The sequence below is a fragment of the Nostoc sp. FACHB-892 genome (assembly GCF_014698795.1).
GTDB lineage: Bacteria > Cyanobacteriota > Cyanobacteriia > Cyanobacteriales > Nostocaceae > Nostoc.
Genome location: NZ_JACJTR010000007.1, coordinates 301,398 through 313,110, shown reverse-complemented (window position 1 = coordinate 313,110; position 11,713 = coordinate 301,398). Strand labels below are relative to the sequence as shown.

At 42.8% G+C, this 11,713-nt stretch carries 9 protein-coding genes and 1 pseudogene; 8 read left to right on the top strand and 2 right to left on the bottom strand.

Features of this window, described 5'->3' with window-relative positions; all coding sequences use genetic code 11:
- The 6 genes and pseudogenes from H6G96_RS12765 to H6G96_RS12740 all read left to right on the top strand — a co-directional run.
- Positions 1 to 609 (top strand): transposase (locus tag H6G96_RS12765; protein ID WP_190911796.1); only part of this gene is annotated, 609 nt, incomplete at its 5' end.
- Positions 610 to 746: 137 nt separating this feature from the next.
- On the top strand, positions 747 to 2,060 hold the full coding sequence (locus H6G96_RS42360; protein ID WP_190911795.1) for a calcium-binding protein: 1,314 nt from the start codon (positions 747 to 749) through the stop codon (positions 2,058 to 2,060).
- A 177-nt stretch (positions 2,061 to 2,237) separates the two neighbouring features.
- Complete coding sequence (locus H6G96_RS12755; protein ID WP_190911794.1) at positions 2,238 to 3,530, top strand: calcium-binding protein; 1,293 nt, start codon at positions 2,238 to 2,240, stop codon at positions 3,528 to 3,530.
- A 229-nt stretch (positions 3,531 to 3,759) separates the two neighbouring features.
- Positions 3,760 to 6,414 (top strand): filamentous hemagglutinin N-terminal domain-containing protein, encoded by a 2,655-nt coding sequence (locus H6G96_RS12750; RefSeq protein WP_190911793.1) that lies wholly within the window; start codon positions 3,760 to 3,762, stop codon positions 6,412 to 6,414.
- 125 nt (positions 6,415 to 6,539) lie between these two features.
- Positions 6,540 to 7,859: a calcium-binding protein gene (locus H6G96_RS42355; RefSeq protein ID WP_190911792.1), complete on the top strand. Its 1,320-nt coding sequence runs from the start codon at positions 6,540 to 6,542 to the stop codon at positions 7,857 to 7,859.
- Between the two features lie 400 nt (positions 7,860 to 8,259).
- Positions 8,260 to 8,556, top strand: a pseudogene (locus H6G96_RS12740) (DUF1392 family protein); the annotation flags it as partial.
- A gap of 187 nt (positions 8,557 to 8,743) precedes the next feature.
- Here the strand turns inward: H6G96_RS12740 and H6G96_RS12735 are convergent.
- A complete protein-coding gene (locus H6G96_RS12735) occupies positions 8,744 to 9,646 on the bottom strand; it encodes a phytanoyl-CoA dioxygenase family protein (protein ID WP_190911791.1) in 903 nt (300 codons plus the stop codon).
- 475 nt (positions 9,647 to 10,121) lie between these two features.
- On the opposite strand from H6G96_RS12735, the gene H6G96_RS12730 reads away from it, so the two are divergent.
- Positions 10,122 to 10,427, top strand: a complete 306-nt coding sequence (locus H6G96_RS12730; RefSeq protein ID WP_242063264.1) for a hypothetical protein — start codon at positions 10,122 to 10,124, stop codon at positions 10,425 to 10,427.
- A 145-nt stretch (positions 10,428 to 10,572) separates the two neighbouring features.
- Here H6G96_RS12730 and H6G96_RS12725 read toward each other — a convergent pair whose 3' ends face one another.
- Entirely contained in the window at positions 10,573 to 10,764 is a 192-nt protein-coding gene (locus tag H6G96_RS12725) for a hypothetical protein (protein WP_190911790.1), read from the bottom strand.
- A 129-nt stretch (positions 10,765 to 10,893) separates the two neighbouring features.
- On the opposite strand from H6G96_RS12725, the gene H6G96_RS12720 reads away from it, so the two are divergent.
- Positions 10,894 to 11,595: a serine/threonine protein kinase gene (locus tag H6G96_RS12720; RefSeq protein WP_190911789.1), complete on the top strand. Its 702-nt coding sequence runs from the start codon at positions 10,894 to 10,896 to the stop codon at positions 11,593 to 11,595.
- The last annotated feature ends 118 nt before the right edge of the window (positions 11,596 to 11,713 follow it).

Here is an 11,713-nt window from a genome sequence, read left to right as displayed (position 1 = left end):
CAGCAATCGGAAATACCAGTGGTAGAATTTCTGGTCTGCGATGATGCACCTCAATTCAAATTAATCACAGATAATTTGGCTTTATGTTGGGTGCATGAAGCAAGACATTATAAAAAGTTAAGTCCATTTGTTGGTTTTTATCAACAAACGTTAGACAAATTTCTCGGGGAATTTTGGGATTACTATCGAGAATTAGTAGCTTACAGAGATTCCCCAAACCCGGACACAAAACAGGAATTAAAGTCTAAATTCTGGAAGCTATTTGGTACTGAAACTGGATATAAACAATTAGATGAGCGAAAAAAATTAACAGCAGCAAAAGAAGAAGAACTTTTGCTAGTCTTGTCACATCCAGAATTACCGTTGCATAATAATCCGGCGGAATTAGCTGCTCGGACTATGGTGCAGCGACGAAAAATTAGTTACGCAACTCAAACGAGTGAGGGTACTAAGGCGTGGGACATTTTTATGTCTCTTGTTGCAACTACTCGTAAATTGGGAATCAGCTTCTTTGAGTACATACATGACCGGATTTCTCTCTCTGATAAAATCCCCGAATTGGATACTATTATTCGAGAAAAGTTCTCTATCAGTCCTCAAACTTTATAGTAAAGCGTTTGCATTCAAATAGAATGCCTGCGTTAGAACAATATAGTTAGCTCTCATGAAATCGGATGCTAGCAACTCTTCTTACTTTTATTCGTTACCCCGACTTATTGAGCCGATACTCACAAGGAGTGATCGACATGGCATCTATTAACGGTACTTTTGGTAACGACAATCTGACTGGGACTCCAGAAACTGATTCCATTTTCGGCGATTTAGGTGATGACATTCTTGATGGTGGTGGTGGTGATGATGAGTTTGTCTTCAACAATGTAATTGATGTCCTCGTTTTTGATTCTGGTGTGTACGTCTTTAGTACTGATGGTTTTGACATCATTAAAAACTTCGATGAAAATACAAATGATAGTGTTATCAATATTGACCCTGTGAATAACATTTATAACCATGTAAATATAGATACAAGTTTAGTTGCCCCTTCTATGGGCGATTCAAGGTCAGGAAAAACCGAATTCATCCACGGCACCACAGATTCTGACACAATCCAAGGCACCTCGGCAGACGAGAATATTTATGGTTTGGAAGGCAACGATGTATTGTATGGCAACGATGGTTACGATATTTTATATGGTGATCCGGGCAATGACAGCCTTTACGGTGGTGGAAGTAGTGATGAACTGTACGGTGGTTTGGGCAATGATTATTTGAATGGCGGAGAATACGATGGCGTACTATATGGCGAGGAAGGCGATGACATTTTTGATGGCATTAACGAGGCTGATAAGCTAATTGGTGGTACTGGCAACGACACTTATATTACTTTTGTATTCGGGTCTGAGGATAGTTTAATCACCGATCAGTTTACCAATAAGATTGTAAAATTCGATATTACAGAATACTTGAATGAAGGAACCGATACAGTTGAGTCTTCGTTCGACTACAAATTGGGTGACAACCTAGAGAACTTGGTTCTCACAGGTAGCAGGGATATTAATGGCATGGGCAACGCCCTTGACAATCGAATTGAGGGGAATGACCGTCACAACTTTCTGGTTGGCGACGATGGTAATGACCACTTGCTTGGCTATGGGGACTACGACATTTTGGTTGGTCGGACTGGTAACGACACACTCGTTGGTGGAGCTGGTGACGACTTCTTAAATGGGGGTTCTGGTAACGACACACTCGTTGGTGGAGCTGGTAATAACACACTTACAGGCGATGCTGATGCTGATACATTTGTCTTTAACTTCAAGTTTGAAGGTATTGACATCATCAAGGACTTTAGCTACTCGCAGAACGACAAAATTCAGATTTCCACAATTGGGTTTGGTGCTACTTCCACTAACGAATTCAGTTACGACAGCAACACTGGTGGCTTGTCCTTCCAGGGAACCCAATTCGCCACTCTTGAGAACAAACCTAGTTTCATACCCAATCTCGATATTGAGCTTGTCTCCGAGGGTCTAACCTCTTCAATTAGCTTGGTTTTGTAGTGCTTAACTAAAGCCAAATTTTAGACACTACACTCCAAAAACAATGATCCCACTTAGAGAATTTATAGACGGAGTATTAATTGAGAATTACAAATTACGTTTAGCACAGCGCTAGCGAGTTTGCGCTCACGTTAAATTAACTTAATTCTGCACTGAACCATACAAGGAGTGATGGACATGACACTTATTAACGGGACCTCTGGTAACGACAATTTAACTGGGACTCCAGAAACTGATTCCATTTTCGGCGATTTAGGTGATGATATTCTCAATGGTCTTGATGGTGATGATGAATTTGTCTTCAATAATGTAATTGATGTTATCGTTTTTGATTCTGGTTTTTCACGGGATGTGTATGTCTATAGTAATGATGGTTTTGACATCATTAAAAACTTCTCTTCCGGTGAGGTTATCAGTATTGATCCTGCAAATCACAACCGTAAAAATGTAAACATATTTACACCAATAGTTGCCGGATTATCTTATGAATTTAGATCCGGAAAAACCGAATCCATCTACGGCACCACAGATTCTGACACAATCCAAGGAACCTCGGCAAACGAGAATATTTATGGTTTAGAAGGCAACGATGTACTGTATGGCAACGATGGTTACGATATTTTGTATGGTGGCCCGGGCAATGACAGCCTTGACGGTGGTGCAAATGCTAACGAACTGTACGGTGGTTTAGGCAATGATTATTTGAATGGCACAAAAGACTACGTTGGCAATTTACTATATGGCGAGGAAGGCGATGACATTTTTGATAGCAGTACGGGAGTTGATACCCTAATTGGGGGAACTGGCAATGATACTTATATTACTTTTGTATACGCGTCTGCTGAAGACAAGGTAATCTTCAATCAGTTTATCTTCGGTCAGTTTACCAATGAGATTATAGAATACTTGAATGAAGGAAGCGATAGAGTTCAGTCTTCATTTAGCTACAAATTGGATGACAACCTAGAGAACTTGATACTCACAGGTAGCGCCGATATTAGTGGCATAGGCAACGCCCTGGACAATCGAATTGAGGGGAATGTCGGTAACAACTTTTTGGTTGGCGGCGATGGTAATGACCAGTTGTTTGGCTATGGGGACTACGACATTTTGGTTGGTGAAGCTGGTAATGACACACTTGTTGGCGGTGCTGGTAACGACTTCTTAAATGGGGGTTCTGGTAGCGACAAACTCTTTGGCGGTGCTGGTAACAACACACTCACAGGCAATGCTGGTGCTGATACATTTGTCTTCAACTTCAGGTTTGAAGGCATTGACATCATCAAGGACTTCAGCTACTTGCAGAACGACAAAATTCAGATTTCAACATTTGGATTTGGTACTATTTCCACTAACGAGTTCAGTTACAACCGCAACACTGGTGCTTTGTCCTTCCAGGGAACCCAATTCGCTACTCTTGAGAACAAGCCTAGTTTCATACCCCATTTTGATATTGAGCTTGTTTCTTAGGGGCTAATCTCTTCAATTAGCTTGGTCTTGTAGTGCCTAACCGAACCTAAATTTTAGATACTACAGCCACTCCAAAAACAATAACCCCACTCAGAGAATTTCTCTTGCGGGGTATTAATTGAGTATGGCTACTATTTTTCTTTGCTGTCGAAAATTTCCTCAGTTTCATCAATAATCATTAAGTAACTTGATAAAAACTATACAAATATCCTTTAAGGAGAATTTTCTAGTGTTCTCTCAAAGTCTATTTTATCAGTGGTGGCAATTGAGGTTGGCAAGCTTATTAACTTTAATGGCGGCGATCGCAGGAGACAACGAGTTTGCCCTAGCCCAGATAGTACCCGATAACACATTAGGTCAGGAAAGTTCTGTTGTTATATCTTCTCCTAACTTTGAGCTGATAGACGGTGGAGCAACTCGCGGTGCCAATCTATTCCACAGTTTTGAGCAGTTCAACGTTAAAGAAGGAGGACGAGCCATTTTCAGAAATCCGAATGGCATTGAGAATATTATTAGTCGGGTGACAGGGGGTAACCGCTCCGAGATTTTCGGCAGGCTTGGTGTCTTAGGTAGTGCTAACGTGTTTCTGATTAATCCCAATGGAATTATCTTTGGACCGAATGCCCAACTTAATATAGGAGGTTCGTTTCTAGCAACAACAGCAAATGCCATCGGGTTTGGTGAGCAAGGCTTGTTCGGTGCCTCGGCTCCTAATTCTCCCACACTCCTAACGGTCAATCCTTCAGCTTTGCTATTCAATCAAATTGCTAAATCAATTACCAATCAATCTACAACAGGTTTGCAACTTTCTGCGAATGAAAGTTTGTTGTTGGTAGGTGGTGATGTGAACTTAGAAGGGGGTAAATTGTCCGTTCTCAATGGTCGAGTCGAATTGGGAGGATTAGCAGGAGAAGGAACGGTAGTGCTGAATATAGATGACAAAAATCTGCGTTTGAGTTTTCCTGATAATGTAGCGCTAGCAGACGTATCCCTCACCAAAGGAGCTACAGTCCAAACCAGTTTTGAACGAGGTGTCGGTTCTCAACTAGGCACTGGCGATATCCTCTTACAAGGTAGACGTGTCACAATCGCTGATGGTTCACAGATTGTAGCTAATAACACAGGAGCCAAACCCGGAGGGACACTTATCGTCCGCGCCTCCGAGTTGGTGGAAGTCCTTGGAGCAAGCCGCCTGTTAGCTGAAACTTATGGTGTCGAAACTGGTGGAGATTTGACGATTGAGACTGGGAAGTTGATTATCCGGGATGGGTCAGAGATAGCAGCTGGTACTTTTAACTCCGGACAGGGGGGGACTATAACTGTAAGAGCCTCTGATTCGGTGGAACTAAGTGGAACATCGGCTGATGGTGCGAATTTTAGCAGGATCATAACTCAGACTGATGGTGTCGGAAATGCCGGTTCAGTGAGCATTGAAACTGGACAATTGATTGTTCAGGGTGGGGCACAAGTCTCAACTGCTAGTGCTAAGACTAGTTCCGGACAAGGAGGACTGTTGTTTGTAAAAGCCTCTGATTCGGTGCAACTGATTGGAACATCAACATCAGCTGATAATCCGACACCTAGTGGTCTGTTTGCTTTGGGGGAAGGTTCTGGCAAACCTGGAGACTTGATGATTGAAACTCGCTTATTTATTGCCCGTGATGGCGCAAGAGCCTCAGCTTCCAATTTAGGCTCGGCTCAGTCGGGAGGGACGTTGAGTGTAACTGCTTCTTCATTAGTGCAACTAATTGGAACATCGGCAAATGGTCAGGATAGAAGCGGCTTGCTTGTTGGAAGCACAGGTACTGGATCTGCCGGAGAATTGATAATTAAAACTGAGAAATTACAAGTTCTGGATGGAGCATTTGTGTCTGCCCGTACTGTGGGCGAGGGACGAGGAGGAACCGTAATGGTGAATGCTTCTAACTCTATAGAGCTAAATGGCACGTCAGCCGACGGTCAGATGCCCAGCCTCTTGACAACTGAAACCACAGGCGTGGGAGATGCTGGGAATTTAATGATTGAAACTGGGCAGTTGACTATCAAAAATGGCGCACAGATAACCAGTAGCAGCACAGGGCTTGGAAGAGCAGGTGATTCTAAAGTAGAAGTAAGCTCTCTGAGTCTTGACCAGGGAAGTATTACCTCGCAAACGACATCGGGTAATGGAGGAAATACTAATCTATCAGTAAAAGACCTCTTACTCCTGCGCCGTGGTAGTAAAATATCCACCACCGCAGGTACAGCACAACAGGGTGGAGATGGTGGTAGTATCAATATTAACTCTAAATTTATTGTTGCTATCCCTGAAGAAAACAGTGACATCAGCGCCAATGCTTTTTCAGGTGCAGGTGGGAGAGTGGATATCGAAGCGAATGGCATTTATGGTATTGAGTTTCGTAAAAGTCCAACTCTTTTGAGTGACATCACTGCTAGTTCAGAATTTGGTACACAAGGTACTGTACAACTCAACACACCTGACGTTGACCCAAACAGTGGCTTAGTTGAGTTACCCACAATCGGTGTAGAAACTAAAGTAGCGCAAGCCTGCAATAGTCAAAGTTATGCTCAAAGCAGGTTTATCATTACCGGACACGGCGGTTTACCACCCAATCCTATTAAGGATGTCCTAACTGGCGACGCAGTAGAAGTAGGTTGGGTGTCGCTCAAGCCTAGCAGCAATGGCTTTGGCGAGCTACGCCCACTTAGCAATCCACCTGTTACTACTAGGGCAGTTACTACCACACCAGAACCTATTGTAGAAGCAAGTGGATGGGTGGTAAACAAAAAGGGAGAGATAGTACTTATAGCTAATGTACCTGCCGGGGGTCGTGGTTCATGGCAGAAAGATGTACCTTGCAGTACAACTCATGCTCATCAGTAAATGCTGTTTATAAGCGGTTGTTGACCTATTAAAATATTCTGTTAATTAACGGTCATACGCCGTCGAACTCACATTAAATTAACTTAATTCTGCACTGAACCATAGCTTGAGAAGGAGTGATGGACATGGCATCTATTAACGGTACTTTTGGTAACGACAATCTGACTGGGACTCCAGAAACTGATTCCATTTTCGGCGATTTCGGTGATGACATTCTTGATGGTGGTGGTGGTGATGATGAGTTTGTCTTCAACAATGTAATTGATGTTCTCGTTCTTAGTTCTCTTAATGAATGGTACGTCTATAGTACTGATGGTTTTGACATCATTAAAAATGTGGGTAGTATTATCAGTATTAACCCTGTCAATTACGACCGTAACCATGTAGATATAACTGGAGTAAGGACAGCTGCCGCAATCTCGGTATTTCGTTCAGGAAAAACCGAATCTATTTATGGCACTACAGGTTCTGACACAATCCAAGGAACCTGGGTAGACGAGAATATTTATGGTTTGGAAAGCAACGATGTACTGTATGGCAACGATGGTTACAATATCCTGTATGGTCATTCGGGCAATGACAGCCTTTACGGTGGTACAAATGGTGACGAACTGTACGGTGGTTTGGGCAATGATTATTTGAATGGCGGAGAAGATAATGGTGGCAATGTACTGTATGGCGAGGAAGGCGATGACATTTTTGATGATATTAAGGAGTCTGATGCACTAATTGGTGGAACTGGCAACGACACTTATATTACTTTTGTATTTGGGTCTGAGGACAATTTAATCACCAATCGGTTTACCAGTAAGATTGTAGAATTCTATGAGATTGTAGAATTCAATATTACAGAATACTTGAATGAAGGAACCGATACGGTTGAGTCTTCGTTCAACTACGAATTGGGTGACAACCTAGAGAACTTGATTCTCACAGGTAGCAGCGATATTGATGGCATAGGCAACGCCCTAGACAATCAAATTGAGGGGAATGCCGGTCAAAACTTTTTGGTTGGCGGCGATGGCAATGACCACTTGCTTGGCTATGGGGGCTACGACATTTTGGTTGGTGGGACTGGTAACGACACACTCATTGGCGGTGCTGGTAATGACTTCTTAAATGGGGGTTCTGGTAGCGACTTTTTAAATGGCGGTGCTGGGAACAACACACTCACAGGCGATGCTGGTGCTGATACATTTGTCTTCAACTTCAGGTCTGAAGGCATTGACATCATCAAGGACTTCAGCTACTTAGAAAGCGATAAAATTCAGACTTCCACAATTGGGTTTGGCGCTACTTCCACTAACGAATTCAGTTACGATAGCAAAACTGGTGCTTTGTCCTTCCAGGGAACCCAATTCGCCACTCTTGAGAACAAGCCTAATTTCATACCCACTTTCGATATTGAGCTTGTCTCTGAGGGTCTAACCTCTTCAATTAGCTAAAAACACTACAATTTTTTGTGAAGATTAAAAAATCAATTAAGCGATGGCGTAACCGCCCGCCGTAGGCGATCGCAAGCTGAGAAATTATCCACAAGACTAGAAAGTAGGAGTGGAAAACGACGCTGTGGATGATTTAAGCCCCGCTAGAAAACAGCACTACTTGTTATTGAGCTAACGCTCCTAACGGTCAAGCCTGAGAACATACGCCGATTACCAATTCTGAGGATCATGACTAGCGAATTATCCTCGTGCAGCGACAAAAACTTGCATATCCATACTCTAAAAATTCTCTATTCCTTTATGGTGTGAGAAAGTTTCAAAATTAAGCTTCGATATCAGACTTTACTACAACTAAATAACTCACTGGAATTATGCCCTTTAACTTCTCTGGTCAGGGCAAGAATGGATTTATGTAATTATTTGCCAGAGAAAAACTCTTTACTTACCTGAGCAAGAATTTCATCCAACAAATGTACTAAAAAAGTCCACTGTTTCTACTCCAGCTTTTAATCTGGGGGACATAGTTGAGGTTGATTTCGGTGAACAGCCAACACGCCGTATTATTCAAGGAATTTTTAGTCTCAAAGATAATTGGCTCTATAGGGTAGAGTGGCGCTCCCCAACTTTAGAAGAAGTGTCTACCCAGAGCAGAACAATATGGCTTGCTAATGTTGATTTAGTCAATGTTAGTGTATGACCAGTTGTCACTAAAAAACAGCACTAAGTTAACTAACAACTTGGGTTATTAACCTAAATTACTGATTTTATTAGCTACTTTTAATTACTTATCTGGGCATTATAAAACAATACACTTGGGTTAAAAGGTTAAAACTCCTTAATTTTTATATGCTAACCAATGTGTTTTAAACTGAACTCACATCATATTAAGCCTCGCCCATAACGAGTCCTTCGATCATATGCGCTTGTACGATAGGTTCTAGTTCTCCAACGATCCGGCAGGCGAAGTGCTTTCGGTGTTCTACAGGGATAGTCTCGTAGTAAGACCGAGTAAACTGGAGATCGTGCCGCAAAGCGTTTTGGGCATCTGGAGCATCTACACCAAGCACTAGGGCTGGCCGAGATTTTTGGGATTGGTTGCCTGTACCCCGATGAATGGTCAGTGCTGACCGAACAGATATATCTCCACGCTTCGGCATCTTCCTCACGGTGCGCTCCTGGTATCGGCCGTAGAGAGATTTGGGCGGAAACATTTCGTGTTTGAAGCCGATTGGTTGATCCCACTGGGTGCCGAGTGCTATCTCGAACGGTCCCATGTCCTCTTCAACGTCCACAGTGGTCAAGTTGAAGGCAAGGGAGTTGAGCCTGCGTCCTGTCAGAGTGGCTTCAGGCGCGGGAAAGTCGCGGTGCCACGGCTGATTCATGGAGCCAGTCAGAGGCACGTCGAACCCAATCTCCACGATTTTGTAATCCTTAGAAAGAATCGCGGTTGACACTGCCACTACCCAAGGATGTGTCACAAGGTCGAGAAACCCCCTGAGCCTCTCCGGGTGAATTTCTACGTAGTATCGGTTAGGTCCCCGCCCCACGGCCCCACCAGGACGCGCGAGCGCTTCTGAGAAGAGAACTTCAATATCCTCACCGAGGCGATCTGCCCACGTCGGCTCAAACGCTCCTTTCAACCCAATGATCCCGTCGCCGTAGAGTCCGCCCATTATAGTGGCAGTATCGTATTGCTCATCGAGCGCAGTTGGGGATATCTCTTCTGTTTTCTCGGCTTGGACGGTGTTCGTGTAGTCAAGAGCAACTTCGTGTGCGGCTGTATTCATCAGACATCCTATCCGTGAGAGCGTTTTAAAACAAGGTTATAACAGGGTCATCATGGGCGCGATTATAGCGATATAGCTTTGCTACCTGGCCACAATCACCCCAAGAATTAATAATAATTTGGGGTAGAGGGCGCGTAATTGAGCTATAAATCTCTAAATAAAAGGGTTTGAGGCAGTAACATCCAAAAGATGCTCCAGTTTTTAACCGAAAAGTTGTAAATAAAGTTAATAAATACTTCAGATTTTGTCGCCATACTCCATCGCTTTCCTAATCGATTATCCCAAAATTACCGAGAGTCTTTCTGATGTGGGCTATTGAAGTGATGAGTGGGGTGTTGATGGCAAATCTGGCGCGAAGTCGCAGAAATTATAGGATTGCATTATCTACAATTCAGGAACAATTGTTAAGTTGGGGATCACTGCTACAGGAACCGCTATTCTTACCTAATTTATAGTTACAGCGATTTCATACTCCTTGGATCTTTATCGAGGCGATATTACTGTTGAAGAGTATAAAAATTTAATTGTAGAAGCCGCAAAGGCAGCAGGCATTGCTACACCAATTGTTTTTCTGATCTTAGTGGCTGTATTGGCGTTATTTCCAAAATTTACAGTTATATTATCAGCACCAGTGGTTGTTGCAGGATTCAATGCCTTATTTGGCATGAGTATTGCGATGCCGATAGTACAATCGCTACTCCGTCATGCTCAAGCTGGTGGTTTTGGCGCGGAAACTGCCGAGGCTTACATCCATGCGCTTGGTGGTTCTACACCTGCTTGATATCTGCGACAAATTTTAACCGAAGTGCTGGTTTTAGCTTCAAGGCTAGTTTCGTTTGTCTTGATTCCACACTCCAGTTTTAGAAGCGATCGCTATTTTTTAGCCTGTTCAAAAGCTATTTGATTCCGGCATTCCACACCTTGTTTCACTTCCGAGGCATTGATACCACAAAGCTCAACTGACATTTGGCTACCATCGGTTTGACGAACTGTGATGCTATCCATTCTTCGGTAAGCGCGATGGATAGTTGGTTAGTTCTTTGTAAAATCGAGATAGCGGTGATGGTAGCTCCAGTGATCGCAGTTAAAATTATGCCAGTTATCCACAATGGCTTCATATTGCTAGCTCTGTTGTCACAATATAGGGATTGCCATTTCAAAATTAAGCTCAACTCCAACTCTTGCCGTAATATTTGAGATAAATCAAGTAGTTTATCTTGTTCTTTGGTGTCAGAAACTTATCCGGTATGGACAAATTGCTTTCAGAACAGCTGGTCAAAAGCATTTATCAAGAACTACTGCCTAGATTACAAATTGAAAGTGTCAATCCTCGTAATCCCATTCAGGTCAGCTATCTTCCACAACCCTGGCAGCTGCTTGGTAAAGGAAATTACGCCGCAGTAGTTTATCACCCCGATTCCCCTGGGTGTGTAGTTAAAATTTATGCCCCAGGACGATCAGGCTTTGAAGAGGAAGTAGAAGTCTACCGTCGTCTAGGTTCTCACCCGGCATTTTCTGAGTGTTTGTATGCCAAAGATAGCTTTTTAATTTTGAAACGGCTTTATGGAACAACTTTGTACGATTGTATGCACTTAGGTTTACCGATTCCCAAGCAGGTGATAAGAGACATCGATGAAGCTCTTGACTATGCCCGACGTTGCTCCCTCCATCCTCATGATGTTCACGGGCGTAATGTTATGATGCATCAGGGTAGAGGTTTGGTTGTAGACATTTCAGATTTTTTACATCTTGAAGCCTGTTCAAAATGGAATGACTTAAAAAAGGCTTATTATTGGTTATACCGTCCCGTGTTGCGCCCACTTCGACTCCGTGTGCCATACTCTGCTTTAGATATAATCCGTAAATCTTATCGTCTGGCAACCTCTTTCAAAATTTCCTGTTGTCAAGTACTCCTAAGATTAACTCGTCTTAAATGTTTAAAACGTTAGGCTAATTTATTTTTATAAAGATTAAGTATTTCTGTGCCAAAAACTGGGAAGTAAATGGTATTGCACCCCTTGCTATTGCTTTAATTTTAAGCAGCTCATAATGTACCTTTTGGAATAG

What these genes read in the sequence shown, in the direction of transcription:
- H6G96_RS12720 (WP_190911789.1), top strand. Translation starts at nt 10,894, where the DNA reads ATGGACAAATTGCTTTCAGAACAGCTGGTCAAAAGCATTTATCAAGAA.
- H6G96_RS42360 (WP_190911795.1), top strand. Translation starts at nt 747, where the DNA reads ATGGCATCTATTAACGGTACTTTTGGTAACGACAATCTGACTGGGACT.
- H6G96_RS12735 (WP_190911791.1), bottom strand. Translation starts at nt 9,646, where the DNA reads ATGAATACAGCCGCACACGAAGTTGCTCTTGACTACACGAACACCGTC.
- H6G96_RS12755 (WP_190911794.1), top strand. Translation starts at nt 2,238, where the DNA reads ATGACACTTATTAACGGGACCTCTGGTAACGACAATTTAACTGGGACT.
- H6G96_RS12725 (WP_190911790.1), bottom strand. Translation starts at nt 10,764, where the DNA reads ATGAAGCCATTGTGGATAACTGGCATAATTTTAACTGCGATCACTGGA.
- H6G96_RS42355 (WP_190911792.1), top strand. Translation starts at nt 6,540, where the DNA reads ATGGCATCTATTAACGGTACTTTTGGTAACGACAATCTGACTGGGACT.